Raw genomic sequence first — 20,857 nt, 5'->3', positions numbered from 1 at the left:
CCTCATGAGCAGCGAGAGCGGCACGGTCCAGGACGAGTACCAGGGCAAGAGCAGGGGCAGCGGCGACGAAGCGCCCGCGCACACCGGCACGGTCGACACGGCTGGCGCGGCCGGCGAGGCCGACGCGACCGGCACGGCTGATGCGACCCACGCGGCCGGGACCGCCACCCCGCCGCCCGAAGGGCTGCGCGCGCGCAAGAAGCAACGCAGGTACGAGGTGATCTCGGAGACGGCGATCACCCTGTTCCTGGAGAAGGGCTTCGAGAAGGTGTCGGTGGCGGAGGTCGCGGCGGCGGCGGACATCTCCAAGCCGACCCTCTTCCGCTACTTCCCGTCGAAGGAGGACCTGGTCCTGCACCGGTTCGCGGACCACGAGGACGAGGCGGGCCGCGTGGTCGCCGACCGCCCGGCCAAGCGCGCGGCACTCGACGCGCTGCAGCGGCACTTCCTCGACGGCCTGGAGCGCCACGATCCGGTGACCGGTCTCAACGACCACCCCGGAGTCCTCGCCTTCCACCGGCTCCTCTACGGCACCCCGTCACTGGTGGCCCGCCTCCACGGCTACCAGGACCGCTCCGAACAGGCCCTGGCCACCGCCCTGGTGGACGCCCACGGCGGCAACACCCTGGAGGCCCGCCTCGCCGCCGGCCAGATCGTCGCCGTCCAACGGATCCTCGCGAGCGAGAACTGGCGCCGCATCGCGGCGGGCGAATCGGCCGACGAGGTCTGGCCGGACGCGGTGACATCGGCGAACAGGGCGTTCGGCCAACTGCGCTCGGGACTGGCACGGTACGCGTGAGACTTGGGCACGTTTGCGCCTCGGGCACGTTTGCGCCTCGGGCACGTTTGCGCCTCGGGCACGTTTGCGCCTCGGGCACGTTTGCGCCTCGGGCACGTTTGCGCCCGAGGCACGCCTGAGACCCGGGCACGCTCGTGTCTGAGGCACGTCTGAGACCCAGGCACGCTTGTGCCCGAGGCACGCGTGAGACTTGGGCACGTTTGCGCCTGAGGCAAGCGTGAGCCGGGGGCACCTTTGAACCCCGGGCACACATGAGACTCAGGCACCCTTGAACCCTGGGCGCCGATGAGACTCAGGCACATTTGCACCCCGGGTACCAATGAACCCGAGCCTGGCGTCGACGGCCCGCAACCTCGTCGCGACGGCCCTCGTCCTCGGCGTCGCCTACGCGATCGGCTTCCGACCGGCGGCGACCCTGCCGGGCTGGCTCGCGGCGGCGGCCGTGCTCGTCGCCTTCATCCTCGCGCTGTCGTGGCTGTCGGCGACGGTGGGCTTGCTCGCGAAGTCGCCCGAGGCGGCAGGCGGGTTCACGTTCTTCGTGAGCTTCCTGCCCTACCCCAGCAGCGCGTTCGTCCGCACGGACACGATGCCGTCGTGGCTCGCCGCCTTCGCCGACCACCAGCCGGTCACCCCGGTCATCGAGTCCCTCAGGGGCCTCCTCCTGAACGAGCCCGTGCGCCACACCCCGTGGCTGGCCCTGACGTGGTGCGCGGGCATCCTGCTCATCTCGGTCGTCCTGTCGGCGGTCCTGTTCAGGAGGCGCTCCCAGTAGGGAGACTCCCGCTGGGGAGAGGCGAGGACACCCGCCACAGCATGTCGAAGTAGTCCTGGCGCTGCGTGGTCTTCTCGCGGCCCGCGGCGCCCGACGCGGAGTGCCAGCGGGTGAGGATCGCGTGGTAGCCCATGAGGTCGAGCACCTGCCGTTCCGGACCCGTGCCGGCGGGCCGCTCCTCCAGCTTGTCGTAGATGCCGTCGAACAGTTCCTCGCGGTCGATCAGGCAGAACTTCAGCCCCGGTGTGATGCGCAGTACGCGGAACTCCGCGTCGAGGTCGGCCCGGTCCTGGTGCCGCAAGCGCCGGGCGAGATCCTTCATCGTGGACTCGTACTGCTGGACCTTGCGCAGCAGTTCGGCGCGGAACACCGGGTCGTCCACGGCCCTGCCCCGCTCGTCCAGCATGCCGGGTATCGCCATCTCGGCCGTGAAGTCCGGCACGAGGATCCGCAGGGTCACGGCTCGCCGGGCACCCACGTCGAGGACCTCCAGACTGCGGCTGATCGGGTACAGCACGGTCTCGCCGGTGAATCCGACGGCATCGATCCGAGTACGCCGGTCCCGCTTCCTCGCCGCCAGCGCCCGGTCGAAGTACTCCCCCAACTCGGCGGTCGTTACCTCGTCCCGGACCGCGGGCCGCAGGGCGTCCTTCAGCCCGCGCACCTCGCCGTAGAGGACGAAGGCGACCAGACTGAGAAGCGCACCCCCCAGAAACGCCTTCCCCTCCAGCGCGTCCCCCACCGACGGCACGAACTGCGCAACCAGCCCGAGGCCGAACACACCGAGCAGCGCCGTCTTGGTGACGGCGCTCTCCGCTCTGCCCCAGCTCACCGCGACCCGCTCCCGCGCCGTACGACGACCGCTCGCCACCACCGAACCTCCCTGGAACCAGGTGAGTTGAGCGGTACGCCCAACAGCCAGGCCATGGTGCCCGTCCCTCGCGCGGTCAGGAAGAGCGCCGACGGATCAGGGGGCGGGCGCGGCGGGCAGCAGGTCGAGCAGCGCTTCGAGCGAGCCGAGGACGAGACCGGCGCCCGCCGCGCGCAACCGCTTCTCCTTGCCCTCGTTGCGGGCGTAGCCCACGAAGAGGACCTTCGCGTCCCGCGCCGCCCCCAGGTCGGCCACCGTGTCGCCGACCATGAGGGCGTCGGCGGGCTCGACGCCCAGCGCGCGCAGGGCGCGTTCGAGGCTGTCGGGGTGCGGCTTGAGGAGGGCGGGGCGGTCCGTCCGGCCGTAGACGTGCGGCCCGAAGGCCTCGGTGAGGCCCTGCCGGCGCAGGTGGGCGGCGACGGCGTGCGGCGAGTTGTTGGTGACGACGGCGATCCGTACGCCCCGCGCCCTCAGCGCGCGGATGAGGCGGTGGGCGCCCGGGGTGGGCCGGGCCTTGCGCGCCGCCGCCACCTCCCCCTTCGTGAGGACCTTCTCGAACTCGGCGATCAGGGCACTGTCCGACAGGGCCCGGTCCATGGCGCGCAGCACGTCATGGGGGTCGATGGTCGCCTTTTCCTCGGGGCCGAGTACGCCGTCGAGACCGTGCCGCCGGGCGAGGGCCCTGAGGTCGTCGGCGACACGTTTCGAGGAGCCGTCCGGGAAGAGCCGGCAGATGGGGCCGTCGAAGTCCAGGAGCACGCCGGCGTCGGCGCGGGCCGCCAGCAGCCGCCGCGCCTCGCGCAACTCGTACGCCTCGGCCGTGTCGCCCTGCGGTTCGTACGCCTCGGCCGTGTCGCCCCGCGGTGCGTACGCCTCGACCGCCTCGGGCCGCGGCTCGCGCGGCTCGGCCGCCCCGGCCCGCCCTTCGCGGCCCTCGGCGCCTTCGGCGTTCCCGGCGAGCCCGGCGCCCCCGCCGCACCCCTCGTCGGCCGCCTCCCGGCCCTCCGAACCCGTCACGTCTCCCCCATGGCCCCGCCCATCGGTGTCATCGGCAGTGGCGTCACCGGCCTCACCACCCGTCCGGTCCTCCGCCCTCGCGCTCAGAGCGCGGCCGAACGGTCCCTCGTACCAGTCCCGCAAGGCCCGTTCCGCCCGGCCCTCGTCGGGCACTGCCCTCAGCTTCAGGGGTTCGGCCGCGCGCCGCAACGCCCGGCAGACCCGCACGGCCGCGCCCGCGTAGTCGGCCGCGTCCGGCTCACCGGGCAGCGTGGTCAGACCCAGCGCGGCCCGCATGACGTCGGGGAAGACGGACTGGGCGTACTCGAAGTCCAGGTAGACCGGCAGATCGGCGTCGAGCCCCTCCGTCATCTTCTCGTGGCCCGCCCGCTCCATCTCCTCGGCCCACATCCGCGTCATCGCCGCATGCTCGTCCTTGTCGTAGTCCATACGTACGAGATGGGTGGCGAGGTCGTGGAGAGGGTCGCCGTACATCGCCAACTCCCAGTCGATGACAGCGACTTGTTTGCGGTCGACGACGACGTTTGCTCGATGCACATCGGTGTGGAGGAGACAGAAGGGGCGCGGCGTCAGGCGCGGGCGGTCCGGGTCGTCCCGGAAGGCCGTCATGGCGTCCGGGCGGATGCCGAGGTCCGTGAAGAGTTCGTCGAACCGCCGGCGGTTCGGTCCGTGCACTCGGTCCTCGGTGAAGTCGATCAGCCAGTTCAGGAACTCCTCGCTCTGCCCGCTCTCGGGCCAGTCGGCGGGTCTGGGCGGCAGCTCCTCCTCGGGGACGGACGCCGTCTTGGCGAAGAACTCGGCCAGCCGGAGCAGCATCGCGTCGCCGACGGGCCCGTGGGGCTGGGCCTCGGAGAGCACCGTGCCCGCCCGGTAGGAGTGCAGCGACCAGTCGCCGAAGTCCCGGTAGCAGCGGGGGACCTCCTTGAGGTGCCGGCTCACGACCGCGAGGAGGTCCGTCTCGCTCGGCCAGATGCGTGGCACCACTTCCACCGCCTCGATGGGCATCCGGCACTTGACCCGTGCCCGGAACGGCATCGTGTGCAACAGCAAGGCGAGCCGCACACCGAGCGGCACGACGTAGTTGATGTTGTGGTACCCGGCCACGATCTCGCGGTCCGGGCGGTTCCTGTGCGCGTCGGCGAGGTGTCGGATCCACGTCTCGCGGCGACCGCTCTTCGGCGCCCCCTGGGGATTGCGGGGCGGAGATGAGGGCATGAGCGCAGAGGGTAGCCGTTGGACGGAACCGTTCCTGCCACATGTCGCGATGTGGACATCGGCGCGCCGTTTTGCCGCCCTCCGCCCCCTGCTTTTCTCCGTCTTGTGTTCGCCTACCGCGCCTTGTGTTCGCCTGCCGCGCGGACGGTGTCGAGGACGGGCTCCAGTGACGAGACAAGGTGGCGGGCGCCGGCCTCGTGGAGCAGGGCGGCTTTGCGCTTGTTACGCGCGTAACCCAGGAACCGCACGCCCGCGCGCCGGGCCGCCTCGTAGTCCGACGGCGCGTCACCGATCATCAGGGTGAGCCTCCGGTCGGCTCCCATCGCGCCCAGGGCGCGCTGCACGCAGTGCGGGTGGGGCTTGAGGAGGCTCAGGTCGGCCGTGCGGCCGTAGATGTGCGGGGCGAAGCACGCCAGGAGGCCGCGTGAATGGAGGTAACGATTCACCGGGTCCGGGGCGTTGTTGGTCGTCACGGCGAGCCGGGTGCCGATCGCGTACCAGGTCTGGATCAGCGGGTCGACGTGTGCGGTGGGCCAGGCGGAGGCGACGGCATCCAGTTCCTGCTGGGTGAGCCACCGCTCCAGCTCGTCGACGAGATCGCTCCGGGGATGGCGGCGGTGGACGGCGCGCAGCACGATGTAGGGATCGGGCTCCTCGCGCTCCCCGGGGGTGAGCAGACCGCGCAGGCCCCGCTCCTCAAGCCGCTGGACCAGGTCCTTCGCCACCTCGTCGGCCGCGCGGCCGGCGAAGAGGCGGCAGACGGGGCCGTCGAAGTCGAAGAGTGCGAAGCGAACGGGTTCGATCAGATTACGTAGCTTCTCGCTCGATTCATCGATCATCTCGGGCCATGTCGAGTCAAAGTGCGTCGAGTCAGAGGTCACTTAAGAGAGTGTCAGGTCAGTCGCGATGGTTGCCCAGAGTGCGTCGAACCACTTCTGGGACTCCTCGACGAACACGTTGTCGCGCGAGGAGGGACCCGACCTCTCGAACGAGAACAGCGGCGCCTTGATGCCCGGGACGTCATACAGGTGCACCACCTCGCCCTCGCTCGCGGCGTCCTCCTCCAGTTCCAGTTGCTGCTCGCGGGGCGTGTAGTACGCGAACAGCGCCTCCTGCCCGTTCAGCAGATAGAGCTTGACCGGCGGGGTGAACGGCAGGGCGCGGAATCCCACCTCGACGTCGATGCCGTGCGAGGAACGCAGGGCACGGAGGTTGTGGCGCAGCACCTGCCCCTGGGTGTTGCGCTGGGCCAGCCAGCGCCGATGGAGCCGGTCCGCGCTCTGGGCGTCCCCCTCGACCGGCACGGGGAAGGCCAGCTTTATGTCGCTGCTCGGCAGCAGAATGCGCACCTTGATGGACTCGGGGCCGACCCGGCCCTCGTGGATGAGCCGCACCGGCTCCCCCAGAGCCAGCATCAGCGTCTCCGCGGTGTACGACACCACATCGATCCGCACCTCCTTCTCCCCGAACGCCGCCCCCAGCCGCGGTGCCAGCGCCACCATCGACGGCTGGGGCACCTGGCTCACGGGGGCGGGGGCCGAGTCGGCCACCCGTGGGGGGCTGCCCTTGCTCACGTTGGACAGGAGACCCTCGCTCTGGAGCTTCTTCATCGCCTGGCGCACGGTGCCGCGTTCGACGCCGAACTCCTCGGCCAGCTCCGCCTGGGTCGGCAGGCGGTCGCCCGCCTTGAGCTCGCCCGCCCGGATGCGTTCGCGGAGCGTGTCGGCGATGGCCTGGGGTGTGAGTTTTCTGCTGCCGTTCACTGCCACGTTCTCCTGGGTCACGACCAGACGATACAACTGACCGCCATCTCGCGGGAGTTGCGGGGAAGTTGAAGGAGAGTTGTTTATCCCCTCATGCCAAGTGGGGACCACTCAAGGAGAGTTGGTTGCCAACTGGCTCAAGATGGCAGAAGGAGGAACCATCATGCCCGTTCTCGCCCTCCTCGCCGCCGTGGTCGCCGTCGCCGTCGAGCAGCTCGTCCAGTGGACGTACGGACCCACGGGCATCGTCGGCCTCCTGCTGCTCACCGTCGGCCTCAAGGCGAAGAGCCCCACCTGCAGCTCTGTCGGTGCCGCCGTCCTCGCCCTGATGATGACGGGTCCGGCCGGCTGACCGAGTCGGCGGAGGCGCCGGGGGCTCCTCGGCGGAGACCTTGGCCCTCCGCCGCCACCCCGGCACCTCCGCCGGCTCCCTCCCCCCTCGCCGCGCCGGATCCCCCTAGCCCGGCGCCAGCTCCAGGTCCTGGCTGATCGTGTTCCACAGCGCGTTGAACCAGAGGTGGGACTGCTCCACGAACGTGGTGTCCCGCAGCCCGTCGCCCTGCTGGAACGGAAAGAGCATCGACTGCGTGCCCTGCGCGTCGTACATCTCCAGGGACGCCTGGCCTATCTCCTCGTCGCGCTTGGTGAGCGTGTAGTACGCGAAGAGCGCTTCCGAGCCGTTGATCAGATACAGCTTCACCGGCGGCGTGAACGGCAGCGCCCGGAACTTCACCGACACGTCGATGCCGTGCGAGGCCCGCAGCGCGAGGAGGTTGTGGCGCAGCACCTGCCCCTGCGCGTTGCGCTGGTCGAGCCAGCGCCGGTGCACCTTGCCGCCCTCCTCGTGCCCCACGTCCACGGGGGCGGGGAAGGCGAGGTCGATGTCACGGCTCGGCAGCAGCACCCGCACGTCGACCTTGGCCGGTTTCCGCTGCCCCGCGTGGATCTGCCGCAGCGGTTCGCCGATGGCCATGGTGAGGGAGATGGACGTGAGACAGAGCGCGTCTATCTCCACGTGCGGCACCTCGAAGGCGGCGGCGATGCGGGGGGCCAGGCCGACCATCGTGGGCTGCGGCCGCACCGCTCCGGCCCCGGCCAGCGCGCGCTCCGAGGCCTCCGCGACCGTGGCGGGGCTGCCCTTGGACACGTTGGACAGCAGATGCTCGCGGTGCAGGATGCGCAGCGCCTCGCGCACCGCGCCGCGCTCCACACCGAACTCGACGGCCAGCTCGGCCTGCGTGGGCATGCGCTGGCCCGCCCGCAGCGACCCGGATCTGATCCGGTCGCGCAGCACATCGGCGACGTCGCGGTGGGACCGCTGCGCCCTCTTCCGCCCGTTGACGGAGGCATGTTCCGCGCTCACAACCAAACCGTACAACTTCGCGCCATCTTTGGGGAGTTGCAGGAAAGGTGGTTATGAGTCGACTCACAGCGGAGATAAGCCAATTGAAGTTGGTAGCCAACTTTGGCGACATGGTCAGACCCTCCCGGGGTTGGCCACCAGCCATCCGCCGCGACCGCGAAGTACCGGCTCGTGGCAGCCAGTTGGCCGCCGACCAACGGGGTCCGCAGCCCCGATCCCGAAGGAGGGAACGCCATGCCGCTCATCGCCATTGCCGTCGCCGCCCTCGCCATCGGTTTCGAGCAGCTCATCCAGTGGAAGTACGGACCGCTCGGCATCGTCGCCTTCGTCCTGCTGACCGTTGGAATCAAGGCCAAGAACACCAAGCTCAGCGGCGTCGGGGCCGCGCTCCTCGTCCTGCTGCTCGCCCAGTCGGGCTGACCGGCGGGGCCCATGACCCGGCTGGCCGGGCTCCCATCCGGAGGGGAGCCGGGAGTCCGGCCAGCCGTCACCAAACGAGCCCCGGTCCCCTGCTACGGGGGGACCGGGGCTCGTCAGGAGGCCGGGAAGCCGGCGCCAGGGCGCCGGGAGGCCTATCTGTCAGGGCGCCGGGAAGCCGTCAGGGCGCCGGAAGGCCGGTCAGGAGGCCGTACGACGGCCCCTGCGGAGCCCTCAGGCCCCCCAGCAAGCCACAGCAAGCCCTCGCGGGCCCCGAGGCCGCGCCCCGGGCCGCCTCACGTCAGCAGGTCGTCGACCTGCGCCTCGCCCTCGCGATAGCGCCGCGCGATCTCCGCGCTGCAGTCGTCCGCCGTCCGCTGCAGCAGCTGGCGGCGCCGGGACACCTGCTGCTCGGAGCGGACGAGGCGGCCCATGGCCGTGTGCAGCTCGTCGTCCGTGCGCGCCGCCAGGTCGGAGAGCTCGACCTCCGCGAGCATCTCCGAGGCGAGACGGCGGTACTCCTCGCCGTGCGGAGTGCCGAGCGTGACGTGCCGGGCCGAGGAGCGGTGCCGGGCCGGAGCGTCCGTGAGGATCTCCGGGAGGCGCTCCACGAGCGGCGCCGCGGGCTCGGGCGCCGGCGACCGCGGCCCCCTGCGGCGGGCGATCTCGGCCCGCAGGATGTCGATCCGCCCTTGCAGCAGCCGCCGCAGATAGCTGAGGTCCGCCTCGTCCTGCTGGGCGGACCTGCGCAGCTCCCGGAGCTCGGGCAGGCGCAGTGCCGCCAGATCGTGCTCGGGCACGTCGGGCAGCAGCCGCTCGCCGGTGCGCTGCGCGGGCGGGCGCGGGACCGCCGTACGGCGCAGCGAGATACGGCCGGGCGACTGCCCGGTGCTTGGTGTACTCATGTGGATCTACCCGTCCCCTCGACCGGCCCACGCGGAGCACCGCGTGTGAGCATGGTGCCACCCCGAGTGGCCGCTATGTGAATGAGTGCCCGGAATCGGCCCCAGATGGGGGGATCCTGAGCATCCGGCACACGCCGTCCGGGCGCCCCCGGCGGCACGGCATGATGGGCCGTATGCGAGCAGTGGTACAGCGCGTCGACGGCGCGAGCGTCGTGGTCGACGGCGAGACGGTGGGCGAGATCAGCGGCGAGGGCCTGTGCGTCCTGGTGGGCGTGACGCACGACGACACCAAGGAGAAGGCGGCCCAACTGGCCCGCAAGCTCTGGTCGTTGCGCATGCTGGCCGAGGAGCGGTCGTGCAGCGACATCGACGCGCCGCTGCTGGTCATCAGCCAGTTCACGCTCTACGGCGACGCCCGCAAGGGCCGCCGCCCCACCTGGAACGCGGCGGCCCCCGGCGACGTCGCCGAGCCGCTGGTCGACGAGGTGGTCGCCCAACTGCGCTCCCTGGGCGCGACGGTGGCGACGGGCCGGTTCGGCGCCCAGATGCGGGTGGGACTGACGAACGACGGCCCGTTCACGGTGCTTCTGGAGATGTGACCGCCGGGCCGCCCGGCACGGCGGCAGCCGGGCGTCAGGGCTCGACCACGACCTCCTGCGCCGCCGCCGTGTCCCCGGCGGTCAGCTCCGCGTCCACCGGCACATTGCGCTTGACCAGCGCGAGGGCGATCGGGCCGAGCTCGTGGTGGCGTACGGCCGTGGTGACGAAGCCGAGCTTGCGGCCCTCGGTGCCCTCGCTCGCGAGGTGCAGCGGCGTCCCCGCGGCCGGCAGGTGCACCTCGCTGCCGTCCAGGTGCAGGAAGACCAGGCGGCGCGGCGGCTTGCCCAGGTTCTGCACGCGGGCGACCGTCTCCTGCCCTCGGTAGCAGCCCTTCTGCAGGTGCACGGCGGTGCCGATCCAGCCCAGCTCGTGCGGGATGGTGCGGTGGTCGGTCTCGAAGCCGAGGCGGGGCCGGTGGGCCTCCACCCGCAGCGCCTCGTAGGCGAGGAGCCCGGCCGCCGGGCCGTTCGCCGCGGCGAAGGTCTCCAGGCCGGCGCGCGGCAGGAACACGTCGCGGCCGTACGCCGTCTCGCGCACGACGGCGCCCTCGGGGGCCGCGGCGATGGAGCCGGCGGGCAGGTGGACCACGGCGAACTCGTCCGTGCGGTCGGCGACGTCGACGCGGTAGAAGAACTTCATGCTCTCCAGGTACGCGATGAGGGCGTCCTGCGTGCCGGGCTCGACGTGCGCCCAGACGGTCTCGCCGTCGTCGACGAGGGCGAGGTGGTGCTCGATGTGGCCGTTGGCGGAGAGGATCAGCGCCTCGGTTGCCTGGCCCGTCGGCAGCTCGCTGACGTGCTGGGTGAGCAGCAGGTGCAGCCAGCTCAGCCGGTCGGCGCCGGTGACCGTGACGACGCCGCGGTGCGAGAGGTCGACGAAACCGGTGCCTTCGGAGAGGGCGCGCTGCTCACGGAACAGTTCGCCGTAGTGGGCGGCGACGCCTTCGTCCACGCCCTCGGCGGGGACGGCGCCGGGCAGGGACAACAGGGGGCTCTTCATGTTCACAAAGACTACGACCCGGTAGCGCGCGTTTTTATTTCTGGGCGGCGCAGTTCTCGCACTGCCCGAAGATCGCGAAGTGCTTCAGGTCGGTGTCGAACCCGAAGGTCTCCCGCAGCTTGGCGGTGAACTCCGCCGCGATCTCCGTGTCGGCCTCGATCACGTTCGTGCAGTCGCGGCAGACGAGGTGGATGTGGTGGTGGCGGTCCGCCAGGTGGTAGGTCGGCGCGCCGTGCCCGAGGTGGGCGTGGCTGACCAGGCCCAGCTCCTCCAGGAGCTCCAGGGTGCGGTACACCGTGGAAATGTTGACCCCCGACGCCGTCTTGCGCACTTCGCAGAGGATGTCGTCGGGGGTCGCGTGCTCAAGGGTGTCGACGGCTTCGAGGACAAGCTGGCGCTGCGGGGTCAGGCGGTAGCCGCGCTGCCGCAGGTCGCTCTTCCAGTCGGTGCTCACCACACCTCAGAGTCTAGGTCTACTTGAAGAAGGCGATGCCGTCGTCGGGCAGATCGCCGAGGTTCCGCGCCATGTCGGCGACCTCCTCGGGCGTGACGACCTTCTTGAGCTGCGCCGACATGTACGGCCGCAGCGGGACCTCGGGGGTCTGCTTCTCGCCGACCCACATCAGGTCGCCCTTCACATAGCCGTAGAGCCGCTTGCCGCCGGTGTAGGGGCCGGAGGCCGCGGTGCGCGCGACGGCGTCCGTGACCAGGTCGATCTGCGGCTTCTGGTCGGCCAGCTCGCCGTACCAGACCTCGACGACGCCGTCGTCGCGGACCATCACGACCTCGACCTTGCGGTCCTTGTCGATGCGCCAGAAACCGGACTCGGTCTCCAGGGGCTTGACCTTGTTGCCCTCGGAGTCGAGCACCCAGGTGTACGAGCGGTACTCGATGAAGTCCCGCCCGTCGTGCGTGAAGGAGACTTCCTGGCCGAAATTCGCCTTCTCGGCGCCGGGGAAGTCGGTGACACCCGCGCCGGCCCAGTTGCCGAGGAGGAAGGCGAGGGGCACGAGGTCGGGGTTCAGGTCGGACGGAATCTCGATCATGGGATGCTCAGGCGATCTGTGGAGGGGTGAGTGCAGCGCGCGAAGCGCACCATCAGGGGTGGTGGTCGGGCGACGGGTGGGCGGTCAGCGCTGGCCCTGGTACAGCTTCTTCACGGTCAGGCCGGCGAAGGCGAGAACGCCGACGCAGACGAGAACCAGCAGGGCGGAGAAGAAGGCCTCAAGCACGGGGTGCTCCTCGGTGAGCTGTTGGGCAGGTATCAGAGCCGCTCCCACTGTAGTCGGGCGGCGCCGGTCCCTCTCTGTGAGGGGCCTTACGGCGTACGCTGGACGTATGTACGCGCGCAGGCGCCATGTGTACTTCGCCATGATGGGCACGTGCATCGCGCTGTTCGTCCTGGCGTGGGGCGTGGTGCGGCTCTGGTCGATTCCCGTGGCCGTCGGGATGTGCGTGGTGGCGATGGTGATCCCGCCGCTGGCCGCGATGGCGGCGAACCGGCGCGGCCCCGAGGACCGCTGGTGGGACGACCCCAGCGGGGACCCGAAGTCCGACGAGTGGTGGGACGAGCTGGACGGCAAACGCCGCCGGCGGTAGCTCTTCCGGTGCGCGCCCCGTCCATCCCTACTCATGCGTACGCAGCCGAAGGGCCGCACCCCGTTCCAGTGGCGTCCAACCCCTGGGGTGCGGCCCTTCGACCGTTCTCGGCGCGGCGGTCGATCAGACCGCGATCGCGACCTCCGCGAGGCCGCCCGTCTGGGCGACGACCGTGCGGTCGGCGGTGCCGCCGGGGATCAGCGCCCGGACGGTCCACGTGCCCTCGGCCGCGTAGAAGCGGAACTGGCCGGTCGCCGAGGTCGGGACCTCGGCGGTGAACTCGCCGGTCGAGTCGAGCAGGCGCACGTAACCGGTGACGGGCTCGCCGTCGCGGGTCACCTGGCCCTGGATCGTCGTCTCACCGGGCTTGATCGTCGAAGCGTCGGGGCCGCCGGCCTTTGCTCCACACATGTGTACTCCTAGGGGAAGAAGGTCGGTCGGTCCTACTTGTTGGCGCCGAGCTCGATCGGCACGCCGACGAGCGAGCCGTACTCGGTCCAGGAGCCGTCGTAGTTCTTGACGTTGGTCTGGCCGAGCAGCTCGTGCAGGACGAACCAGGTCAGGGCCGAACGCTCACCGATGCGGCAATAGGCGATGGTGTCCTTCGCCAGGTCGACCTGCTCGTCCTCGTAGAGGGCCTTGAGCTCGTCGTCCGACTTGAAGGTGCCGTCGTCGTTGGCGTTCTTCGACCACGGGATGTTGCGGGCGGACGGGACGTGGCCCGGACGCTGCGACTGCTCCTGCGGGAGGTGGGCCGGGGCGAGCAGCTTGCCGCTGAACTCGTCGGGCGAGCGCACGTCGACCAGGTTCTTCGAACCGATGGCCGCCACGACGTCGTCGCGGAAGGCGCGGATCGAGGTGTCCTGGGCCTTGGCCTTGTACTCGGTGGCGGGGCGGTTCGGCACCTGCGCGCCGTCGACCAGGTCGCGGGAGTCCAGCTCCCACTTCTTGCGGCCGCCGTCGAGGAGCTTCACGTCCTGGTGGCCGTAGAGCTTGAAGTACCAGAAGGCGTACGAGGCGAACCAGTTGTTGTTGCCGCCGTAGAGGACGACGGTCGTGTCGTTCGCGATGCCCTTGGCCGACAGGAGCTTCTCGAAGCCCTCCTGGTCGACGAAGTCACGGCGGACCGGGTCCTGGAGGTCCTTGGTCCAGTCGATGCGGATCGCGTTCTTGATGTGGTTCTTGTCATACGCCGAGGTGTCCTCGTCGACCTCGACGATGGCGACCTTCGGGTCCTCGATGTGGGCCTCGACCCAGTCGGCGTCTACCAGGACGTCGCTGCGGCTCATGCTTCTCTCCTCCGGGGCAGTTGCGGCGGTGCGGCTGTGCTGCGGTGCACGAGGGGGCGGCCGGTACGGGCCGGTGGTGCGGGGAGGCACGGGTGGCGTACGTACGGCGCGGTGCGGCCGGTCGGATGGACGTCGACAGGCCTGGGGAACACGGGAGTGGGAGCTCCCGCTAGAAGGTGCGACAGAGCATGGCGGCGACGCGGCACAGGTCCACTGCCCGCCGCTTCGTGAGATCCGCCTGTCGTTGCATGCGTCCGATCGTAGGGACGGAGGGGCGCCTGTGTCACCGGTGCTCCGCATGGTGAGACGCGATCATCCACATAGTGGGAATTGTTGAAGCCCGGAGCCGCCCCGGAGGCGCGCCGGGCCGGGTGCGGTCGCCGCCGCATCCGCCCGCCGGACGCCTGTGTCTCGTACTGCGGACGCGCCCGGAGATTCCGGTTCCTCGGCCGGGCCGGGCGGGAGAGCGCCGGCCCGGCGGCCGGGGTGTGTCAGCCGGTCAGGCTGACGTTCGTGCCCGTCACGGACATGTCCACGCCGTCCGGCGCCGCCTCGACCTTCTCCAGCTCGATCCCGGCCGGCAGGTCGTCGATCTTCTGCTCGAAGTCGGTGACGTCGCGGACCATGCCCTCGGGCAGCGGGATGGAGACGCCGAGGACGTCCAGGTTCTTCGGGATCCGGTCGGCGTGGACCTTGATGGTGTCGCCCTCGACGCGGACCGAGCTGAGCACGTGGACGGGCTTCGGCAGCTTCGCGCCGCCCTTGCTGACCTCGACCTCGACCTTGATCTTGCCGTTGCCGCCGTCGGAGAGGCCCACGACCTTGCCCTCGGCGCCCAGCGGCAGCTTGACCGGCTCGGACTCGGTGGCCTTCAGGAGCTCGTCGTAGAAGACACGCGCGGTGCCGGAGGCGGTCGCCGCGGTCGCGGAGCTGTAGTCACCGGAGAACTTCACGCCCTTCATGTGGGCGGTCAGATCGGCGATGCGGATCGAGTCCGAACCCGACTTGGCGTCGTAGTTCTTGATGCCGACCTCGACGTCGTCGAGCTCGCCGCCGACGACCTGGGTGAGGAAGGGGAAGCCCTTGATCGAGACGTCGGGCGTCTCGCCGAGCCCCTCGCCGGACCGCAGCTTGTCCGCCGCCTCGCTCTCGGCGAAGTTCACGGCGAGCCGGTCGGCCGCCACGAAGAGGCCCCCCAGGATCACGACGACGACCAGCAGTATTCGTACGGCGCGCTTGCTCATGTCCGGTGTTCCCCCACCTTGGTTCCCCGCCTTCGGCTGTCGTTCCGCGAGCCTAAAGGACAGGTCCCCGGCCGGAGAGCCCGGCCGGGGACCTGTCGATCACCTGTGACGATCAGCCGATGGCACGGCCCAGGACGTAGACGGCCGGGGCGGCGGCCGCGAGCGGCAGCGCGACGCCCGCCGTCATGTGCACGAACCGGGACGGGTAGTCGTAGCTGGCGACGCGGTGCCCGACCACCGCGCAGGCCCCGGCACCGAGGGCGAGCAGCGCCCCCTTGCTGCCGTAGTCCGTCATGCCGCCGACCGCGACACCGGCACCGGCGGCCGCGAGCAGCGCGACGGCCACGGAGGCCGGCGTGGGCAGCGGGAGCGCACGGGCGAGGATCGCGACGGCGACCCCGACGGAGCCCACGGTCACGGCGTCGGACGCGGCCGCGAGATGCCCCGTCGCGATGATCGCGAGCGCGGCGGAGACGACGGTGGCCATCAGCCCGTACATCCGCTCGTCGGCACCGGCGTGGCTGCGCAGCTGCAGCACGAGCACCAGCAGCACCCAGACGCCGAGGGTGCCGAGGATGGCGGCGGGCGCGTGCTCCTTGCCGACGCCGAGCAGGGCCACGTCGGCGACGACGCCGCCGAGGAAGGCGAGGGCGATGCCCTGCCGGGCCGGCCACATGCCGTTCAGCCGGAACCAGCCGGCGGCGGTCACGGCCTGGAGGATCACCAGCGGTACGAGCAGCGCGTACTGCCCGACGGCGGCGCCCCCGGCGAGCAGCAGCGCCAGCAGCGCGGTCAGCGCGGCGGGCTGCATCCCGGGCTCGATGATCGGCGAGCGGCCCTCGGCGCGGGCGCGCTGGGCGTCCGTTATGCGCGGGTTGCCGGTGGTGGTGGCGGGTCCGTAGGACGGGCCGCCGGAGGCCGCGTCCGAAGGTCCGCCGGACGCCGCTGCCGGGTCCGGGGCGGAGGCCTGCGCGGCCATGCCCCCGGTGCCGGGTTCCGGATGGGTCTGCGGCGGCACGTTCGACGGGGTCTCCGGGGGCAGGGACTGGCCGTAGGCGGCGTTCTGCTGCGGCAGGTAGGCGGTTTCCGTCAAGTCCGCCGCGGGCGGCGCCGGCTGCACGGACGTCTCCCACGTCTGCCCCTGCCACTGCTGGGCGTAGGGGTCCTGGGCGTACTGCTGGGAGTGGGGCTGGGCCTGGGCCTGCGGCTCGGCGTAGTAGCCCTGGTCCGGGTAGGGCGCGGCGTACTGCTGCTGCTCGGGGTACGGGTTCTCCCCGTACTGCGGCTGCGGCTGGTGGTGCTGGGGCTGCTGCTGGTGCTGCGGCTCCCCGTACGGCTGCGGCTCCCCGTACTGCTGCTGCCCGTACTGCTGCTGGTACGGGTCATACCCTTCGTACGGCTGATTGGACATGGCGCTCATCCTCCTGCGAACGGCGGGAGCACCTCGACCGTGCCGCCCTCGGCCAGCCGTACGGTCTCATGCCCGCGGGTCCCGACGGGATCGCCGTCGACGAGGAACGAACAGCGCTGCAGGACCCGGACGAGCTCGCCGGGATGCCGCTCGCGGGCGGCCTCCAGCGCGTCGGCGAGCGTCACCGCGGCGTACGGCTCCTCCGCGACGCCCGCGGCCGCCTTGGCGGCGGCCCAGTAGCGAATGGTGCCGTTCACCATGCGACTCCCCTTTCAGTCGGCGGTTGCCGATGTCTCCTCGGCTGCTGTCGCCGACGTCTCCTCGGCGATTGCCGACGTCCATGATGCCGTGATCCAGGAGGCGATCCGCCCGACGAGGTCGTCGGAGGCCGCGTGCTCCGCGTGCCCCATGCCCTCCTCCAGCCACAGCTCCGCCCCTCCGTCGGCGGCCGCCGCCAGCATCCGGGGGTGGTCGACGGGAAAGTACGGATCACGGTCGCCGTGCACGACGAGCAGCGGCGTCGGCGCGATGAGGGGGACGGCCTCGACCGGCGAAAGGGGCACGGGGTCCCACTCGTGCGGGTGGATTCTCGTCCCGAGACCGAGGCGGCCGACGACACGGCCCGCGGGACGCGTCACCAGCCAGTGGATCCGCCGCATCGGCGCGGTCCCGCGGTAGAACCAGCGGGCCGGGGCGCTCACCGCGACCACGGCGTCGGCGCGCGCTTCCGTGCGCCCCCTGTGCAACGCTGCCTGCCGCAGCACGACCGATCCGCCCATCGAGAAGCCGACGGTGACCACGCGCGCGTACCCGAGCGAGCGCGCCCACGTCACCGCCGCCGCCAGATCGAGCACTTCGCGGTCGCCGACCGTGGAGTGCCCGCCGGAGCCGCCGTGCCCCCGGAACGAGAAGGTGATCACGCCCGCACGCTGGGCGAGGACGCCCGCGATGCGCCGCACGTGCGGTCGCGCCAGATGCCCCGTGATCCCGTGCGCGACCACGATCGCGAGCTCTCCCGCGGGGTCGGGCCCGGGGTCGTGGACGGCCTCGATGGCCACCCCGTCGTCTGTACGAAGCGTTGCGCGCTGCTGAACGCGACCCTGCCCCCGAGTGATCGGAGGCACAGAAGATCGCGCCGCTTGACCTGCCGGACCGGAACCCATGTCGGCTATTCTGCTGCGCAGAGGATCCGGGCAGCGAAGCCCCCGGGTCCTTTTGTGCTTTCGGGAGCGCTGTATACGACGGCGCTCGTCGGCCCCGGGCGCGGGCCCCGGGGGCACCGTACGAAGCAGTGCCGCAAACGCCCCCAAGCTCTGAAGGAGCAGGGGGACCCCCTCCGCAGGGACCAAGGAGGAACCGACGTTATGGGCGAGCGAACCGTGCACGAACGATGGACGACCCGGGCAGGTGGGGCGCGATGAGCTCTCTGCTGCTCCTGACCAATGCCCTCCAGCCGTCGACGGAGGTGCTCCCCGCCCTCGGCCTGCTCCTTCACCACGTGCGCGTCGCCCCGGCGGAGGGCCCCGCCCTCGTCGACACCCCCGGCGCCGACGTCATCCTCGTCGACGGCCGCCGCGACCTCCCGCAGGTGCGCAGCCTCTGTCAGCTGCTCCGCTCCACCGGACCCGGCTGTCCGCTGATCCTCGTCGTGACCGAGGGCGGCCTCGCCGCCGTCACCGCGGACTGGGGCGTCGACGACGTCCTGCTCGACACCGCGGGCCCCGCCGAGGTCGAGGCGCGCCTGCGCCTGGCGATGGGCCGCCAGCAGATCACCGCCGACGACTCCCCCATGGAGATCCGCAACGGCGACCTGTCCGTGGACGAGGCGACGTACAGCGCGAAGCTGAAGGGCCGGGTCCTGGACCTGACCTTCAAGGAGTTCGAGCTGCTCAAGTATCTGGCGCAGCACCCGGGCCGGGTCTTCACGCGGGCCCAGCTGCTCCAGGAGGTCTGGGGCTACGACTACTTCGGCGGCACCCGCACGGTCGACGTGCATGTGCGGCGGCTGCGGGCGAAGCTCGGCGTCGAGCACGAGTCGCTGATCGGAACCGTCCGGAATGTCGGTTACCGCTTCGTCACTCCGGAGAAGGTCGAGCGCGAGGCCGACGAGGCGGCGGCGAAGGCCGCGGCCCCCAAGGCCGAGGGCGCGCCGAAGGACGCGGCGCCCGCGCGGGTGCCCGCCGGGAAGCCCGCACCCAAGGAAGCTGCCGTACGCCCTGCCCAGCGGTAGTTCCATCCGCGTAGACTCCGCGCGTGGCCAAGGTGACTCGGGATGACGTGGCGCGACTTGCGGGTACTTCGACCGCGGTCGTCAGTTACGTCATCAACAACGGACCCCGGCCGGTCGCCCCGGCCACGCGCGAGCGTGTCCTCGCCGCGATCAAGGAGCTGGGCTACCGCCCGGACCGGGTCGCCCAGGCCATGGCGTCCCGCCGCACGGACCTCATAGGCATGATCGTGCCGGACGCGCGCCAGCCGTTCTTCGCGGAGATGACGCACGCCGTCGAGCAGGCCGCGTCCGAGCGCGGAAAGATGGTCCTCGTCGGCAACTCCGACTACGTGGAGGAGCGCGAGACCCACTATCTGCGCGCCTTCCTCGGCATGCGGGTCTCCGGCCTCATCCTGGTCAGCCACGGTCTGACCGACCAGGCCGCCGCCGAGATCGACGCGTGGGACGCGCGCGTGGTGCTGCTGCACGAGCGCCCCGAGGCCATCGACGACGTCGCGGTCGTCACGGACGACCTCGGCGGAGCCCAGCTCGCCACCCGGCACCTCCTTGAGCACGGCCACGAGTACGTCGCCTGTGTCGGCGGCACCGCCGAGACGCCGACCGTCGGCGACCCCGTCTCCGACCACGTCGAGGGCTGGCGGCGCGCGATGCGGGAGGCCGGGCGCTCGGTGGAGGGCCGGCTCTTCGAGGCCCCGTACAACCGCTACGACGCCTATCAGGTGGGCCTCGAACTGCTGTCGCGGCCCGACCGGCCCACCGCGATCTTCTGCTCCACGGACGACCAGGCGATCGGTGTGCTGCGGGCGGCGCGCGAGCTGCGCATCGACGTGCCGGGCGAGCTGGCCGTCGCCGGCTTCGACGACGTCAAGGAGGCGGGACTCACGGACCCGCCGCTGACGACGGTGGCCTCGGACCGGCCCGCGATGGCCCGTGCGGCGGTCGACCTGGTCCTGGACGACGGGCTGCGGGTCGCCGGGTCGCGCCGGGAGCGGCTGAAGCTGTTCCCGTCCCGGCTCGTGGTGCGCCAGTCCTGCGGCTGCCAGTAGCCCCGGCTCCGCCCGCGGACCTGGCTTTATATCGGGCATACGCACTTCTGCCGGGCTTCTCAGGACGTACTCAGCCGCTTCTCATGTACGCCGGACAGTCTCAATGACATGACCGAGACCTTCCGCCCCAGCGGCGAGTACCCCCAGCAGCAGTCGTCAGCGCCTGTGCACCACGGCGGTACGCAGGGCGCGTACGCACACGGCGCGTACCCGCCCCCGCCCGCCTTCGCACCGGAAGCACCTCAGCCGCCCGCCCCCGAGCGGCGCCGCCGCGCCAAGGGCCCCGTCGCCCTGCTCGCCGCCGTCGCCATCGCGGCGGCCGCGGTCGGCGGCGGCACCGCCTACGCCGTACAGACCCTCACCGACCGGGACAGCGGCACCTCCGCCACCAGCACGGACGTCGTGCCGACCAGCAAGAAGGGCACGGTCTCCGGGGTCGCCGAGGCGGTCAGCCCGAGCATCGTCGAGATCAGCGCCACCACGGGCCAGGGCAAGTCGACCGGCTCCGGTGTGATCACCAAGAGCGACGGCGAGATCATCACCAACAACCACGTCATCGCCGGCGCCACCTCGATCAAGGTGCGGACGAACGACGGCAAGACGTACGACGCCGAGGTCGTCGGCACCGACAGCAAGAAGGACCTCGCGCTCATCCAGCTCAAGGACGCCTCCGGGCTCAAGCCCGCGACCCTCGGCAACTCCGACAACGTCAAGGTCGGCGACGAGGCCGTCGCCATCGGCTCCCCCGAGGGCCTGACCGGCACCGTCACCAGCGGCATCATCTCCGCGCTCGACCGCGACGTCACCGTCTCCACGGACGAGGGGCAGCAGCCGCAGGACCCGCAGGGCGGCTGGCCGTTCGAGTTCGGCGGGCAGCAGTTCAACGGCGACACCGGCTCGTCGAAGACCACGTACAAGGCGCTCCAGACCGACGCCTCGCTCAACCCCGGCAACTCCGGCGGCGCCCTCATCGACATGAACGGCAACATCATCGGCATCAACTCCGCGATNNNGGCTTCGCCATCCCGATCAACACGGTCAAGGACGACCTCGGCAAGCTGCGGTCGGGCTCGAAGACCTGATCTCCGTACGACGTCCACCCCAGGAGGCCGCCATGTCCGGCACCCCGCACACCTCCCTCACCTCCGTCACCGTCAACCGCGCCCGGCACGCCCTCGCCGTCACCGTCGGCTGGGGCCGCCCCGCCACCGATCCGGCCGGGCTCGGCCTCCCGCTCGCCGTCGCACGGGAGGTGCACTCCGGTCGGCCGCCCCGCACCGGCCCCGCCCGCGTGCGAGGCTGATACCGGCCCCGTTC

24 protein-coding genes and 3 pseudogenes are annotated in these 20,857 nt (G+C 71.2%); 11 read left to right on the top strand and 16 right to left on the bottom strand.

Features of this window, described 5'->3' with window-relative positions:
• The first annotated feature begins 4 nt into the window (after positions 1-4).
• A complete protein-coding gene (locus tag AOK22_RS21555) occupies positions 5-799 on the top strand; it encodes a TetR family transcriptional regulator (RefSeq protein WP_079036731.1) in 795 nt (264 codons plus the stop codon).
• Between the two features lie 334 nt (positions 800-1,133).
• Positions 1,134-1,571 (top strand): annotated as a pseudogene (locus tag AOK22_RS21550) (ABC transporter permease); the annotation flags it as partial.
• Here AOK22_RS21550 and AOK22_RS21545 read toward each other — a convergent pair.
• The 4 genes from AOK22_RS21545 to AOK22_RS21525 all read right to left on the bottom strand — a co-directional run bounded on the left by AOK22_RS21545 (position 1,552) and on the right by AOK22_RS21525 (position 6,464).
• The gene (locus tag AOK22_RS21545; protein ID WP_141753773.1) at positions 1,552-2,442 is read right to left on the bottom strand and encodes a hypothetical protein; all 891 of its coding nucleotides are present in this window, start codon (positions 2,440-2,442) and stop codon (positions 1,552-1,554) included. The pseudogene AOK22_RS21550 and the gene AOK22_RS21545 sit on opposite strands and share 20 nt — an antisense overlap.
• 96 nt (positions 2,443-2,538) lie before the next feature.
• On the bottom strand, positions 2,539-4,674 hold the full coding sequence (locus AOK22_RS39930) for an HAD-IA family hydrolase (RefSeq protein WP_079036729.1): 2,136 nt from the start codon (positions 4,672-4,674) through the stop codon (positions 2,539-2,541).
• A gap of 113 nt (positions 4,675-4,787) precedes the next feature.
• Entirely contained in the window at positions 4,788-5,513 is a 726-nt protein-coding gene (locus AOK22_RS21530; RefSeq protein WP_055700340.1) for an HAD family hydrolase, read from the bottom strand.
• A 42-nt stretch (positions 5,514-5,555) separates the two neighbouring features.
• Entirely contained in the window at positions 5,556-6,464 is a 909-nt protein-coding gene (locus AOK22_RS21525) for a GntR family transcriptional regulator (RefSeq protein ID WP_055700347.1), read from the bottom strand.
• Between the two features lie 136 nt (positions 6,465-6,600).
• Between AOK22_RS21525 and AOK22_RS21520 the strand changes: the two genes are divergently transcribed.
• A complete protein-coding gene (locus AOK22_RS21520; protein ID WP_055700339.1) occupies positions 6,601-6,789 on the top strand; it encodes a hypothetical protein in 189 nt (62 codons plus the stop codon).
• A 105-nt stretch (positions 6,790-6,894) separates the two neighbouring features.
• Here the strand turns inward: AOK22_RS21520 and AOK22_RS21515 are convergent, their stop codons facing one another.
• The gene (locus AOK22_RS21515; protein WP_055700338.1) at positions 6,895-7,806 is read right to left on the bottom strand and encodes a FadR/GntR family transcriptional regulator; all 912 of its coding nucleotides are present in this window, start codon (positions 7,804-7,806) and stop codon (positions 6,895-6,897) included.
• A gap of 228 nt (positions 7,807-8,034) precedes the next feature.
• Here AOK22_RS21515 and AOK22_RS21510 point away from each other — a divergent pair, with 228 nt between their 5' ends.
• Positions 8,035-8,220, top strand: coding sequence for a hypothetical protein (locus AOK22_RS21510; RefSeq protein ID WP_055700337.1), 186 nt, complete (start codon positions 8,035-8,037; stop codon positions 8,218-8,220).
• A gap of 293 nt (positions 8,221-8,513) precedes the next feature.
• Here the strand turns inward: AOK22_RS21510 and AOK22_RS21505 are convergent, their stop codons facing one another.
• Positions 8,514-9,122 (bottom strand): RsiG family protein, encoded by a 609-nt coding sequence (locus tag AOK22_RS21505; RefSeq protein ID WP_055700336.1) that lies wholly within the window; start codon positions 9,120-9,122, stop codon positions 8,514-8,516.
• A 173-nt stretch (positions 9,123-9,295) separates the two neighbouring features.
• Between AOK22_RS21505 and dtd the strand changes: the two genes are divergently transcribed.
• Positions 9,296-9,721, top strand: a complete 426-nt coding sequence (dtd, locus tag AOK22_RS21500) for a D-aminoacyl-tRNA deacylase (protein ID WP_055700335.1) — start codon at positions 9,296-9,298, stop codon at positions 9,719-9,721.
• Between the two features lie 34 nt (positions 9,722-9,755).
• On the opposite strand, the gene ygfZ is transcribed toward dtd, so the two are convergent.
• Genes ygfZ through AOK22_RS21485 form a run of 3 tightly spaced genes read right to left on the bottom strand, consistent with a single transcriptional unit; the run spans position 9,756 to position 11,767 of the window.
• A complete protein-coding gene (gene ygfZ, locus AOK22_RS21495; RefSeq protein WP_055700334.1) occupies positions 9,756-10,721 on the bottom strand; it encodes a CAF17-like 4Fe-4S cluster assembly/insertion protein YgfZ in 966 nt (321 codons plus the stop codon).
• Positions 10,722-10,755: 34 nt separating this feature from the next.
• On the bottom strand, positions 10,756-11,178 hold the full coding sequence (locus AOK22_RS21490) for a Fur family transcriptional regulator (RefSeq protein WP_055700333.1): 423 nt from the start codon (positions 11,176-11,178) through the stop codon (positions 10,756-10,758).
• 16 nt (positions 11,179-11,194) lie between these two features.
• Entirely contained in the window at positions 11,195-11,767 is a 573-nt protein-coding gene (locus AOK22_RS21485; protein WP_055700332.1) for a heme-binding beta-barrel domain-containing protein, read from the bottom strand.
• A 284-nt stretch (positions 11,768-12,051) separates the two neighbouring features.
• Here AOK22_RS21485 and AOK22_RS44015 point away from each other — a divergent pair, with 284 nt between their 5' ends.
• Together AOK22_RS44015 and AOK22_RS21480 are read left to right on the top strand one after the other, a co-directional pair.
• A complete protein-coding gene (locus AOK22_RS44015; RefSeq protein WP_369693016.1) occupies positions 12,052-12,096 on the top strand; it encodes a hypothetical protein in 45 nt (14 codons plus the stop codon).
• Positions 12,078-12,320, top strand: a pseudogene (locus AOK22_RS21480) (DUF3099 domain-containing protein); the annotation flags it as partial. The gene AOK22_RS44015 and the pseudogene AOK22_RS21480, both read left to right, overlap by 19 nt.
• Before the next feature lie 123 nt (positions 12,321-12,443).
• Here the strand turns inward: AOK22_RS21480 and AOK22_RS21475 are convergent.
• The 7 genes from AOK22_RS21475 to AOK22_RS21450 all read right to left on the bottom strand — a co-directional run bounded on the left by AOK22_RS21475 (position 12,444) and on the right by AOK22_RS21450 (position 17,427).
• Positions 12,444-12,731 carry a DUF1416 domain-containing protein gene (locus tag AOK22_RS21475; protein WP_030784848.1) on the bottom strand — a complete coding sequence of 96 codons (288 nt, stop codon included), beginning with the start codon at positions 12,729-12,731 and terminating at the stop codon, positions 12,444-12,446.
• A gap of 32 nt (positions 12,732-12,763) precedes the next feature.
• The gene (locus AOK22_RS21470; RefSeq protein ID WP_055700330.1) at positions 12,764-13,609 is read right to left on the bottom strand and encodes a sulfurtransferase; all 846 of its coding nucleotides are present in this window, start codon (positions 13,607-13,609) and stop codon (positions 12,764-12,766) included.
• Positions 13,610-13,778: 169 nt separating this feature from the next.
• Positions 13,779-13,859, bottom strand: coding sequence for a putative leader peptide (locus AOK22_RS44010; RefSeq protein WP_351007875.1), 81 nt, complete (start codon positions 13,857-13,859; stop codon positions 13,779-13,781).
• Between the two features lie 241 nt (positions 13,860-14,100).
• On the bottom strand, positions 14,101-14,853 hold the full coding sequence (locus tag AOK22_RS21465) for an LmeA family phospholipid-binding protein (RefSeq protein WP_055700329.1): 753 nt from the start codon (positions 14,851-14,853) through the stop codon (positions 14,101-14,103).
• Positions 14,854-14,965: 112 nt separating this feature from the next.
• The gene (locus tag AOK22_RS21460) at positions 14,966-16,264 is read right to left on the bottom strand and encodes a hypothetical protein (protein WP_055700328.1); all 1,299 of its coding nucleotides are present in this window, start codon (positions 16,262-16,264) and stop codon (positions 14,966-14,968) included.
• Between the two features lie 5 nt (positions 16,265-16,269).
• Complete coding sequence (locus AOK22_RS21455) at positions 16,270-16,524, bottom strand: MoaD/ThiS family protein (RefSeq protein ID WP_055700327.1); 255 nt, start codon at positions 16,522-16,524, stop codon at positions 16,270-16,272.
• Between the two features lie 12 nt (positions 16,525-16,536).
• Positions 16,537-17,427 (bottom strand): alpha/beta hydrolase, encoded by an 891-nt coding sequence (locus tag AOK22_RS21450; RefSeq protein ID WP_079036728.1) that lies wholly within the window; start codon positions 17,425-17,427, stop codon positions 16,537-16,539.
• Positions 17,428-17,681: 254 nt separating this feature from the next.
• On the opposite strand from AOK22_RS21450, the gene AOK22_RS21445 reads away from it, so the two are divergent.
• The 4 genes and pseudogenes from AOK22_RS21445 (at position 17,682) to AOK22_RS44165 (ending at position 20,843) form a co-directional block, all read left to right on the top strand.
• Positions 17,682-18,494 (top strand): response regulator transcription factor, encoded by an 813-nt coding sequence (locus tag AOK22_RS21445; protein WP_055700346.1) that lies wholly within the window; start codon positions 17,682-17,684, stop codon positions 18,492-18,494.
• Between the two features lie 23 nt (positions 18,495-18,517).
• Positions 18,518-19,540 carry a LacI family DNA-binding transcriptional regulator gene (locus AOK22_RS21440; RefSeq protein WP_079036727.1) on the top strand — a complete coding sequence of 341 codons (1,023 nt, stop codon included), beginning with the start codon at positions 18,518-18,520 and terminating at the stop codon, positions 19,538-19,540.
• Positions 19,541-19,648: 108 nt separating this feature from the next.
• Positions 19,649-20,550: pseudogene (locus AOK22_RS21435) on the top strand (S1C family serine protease); the annotation flags it as partial.
• Positions 20,551-20,654: 104 nt separating this feature from the next.
• Complete coding sequence (locus AOK22_RS44165) at positions 20,655-20,843, top strand: hypothetical protein (protein ID WP_055700324.1); 189 nt, start codon at positions 20,655-20,657, stop codon at positions 20,841-20,843.
• The last annotated feature ends 14 nt before the right edge of the window (positions 20,844-20,857 follow it).

Source organism: Streptomyces silaceus (assembly GCF_001419745.1).
Classification (GTDB): Bacteria; Actinomycetota; Actinomycetes; order Streptomycetales; family Streptomycetaceae; genus Streptomyces; species Streptomyces silaceus.
This window is presented reverse-complemented; position numbering and strand designations above follow the sequence as displayed.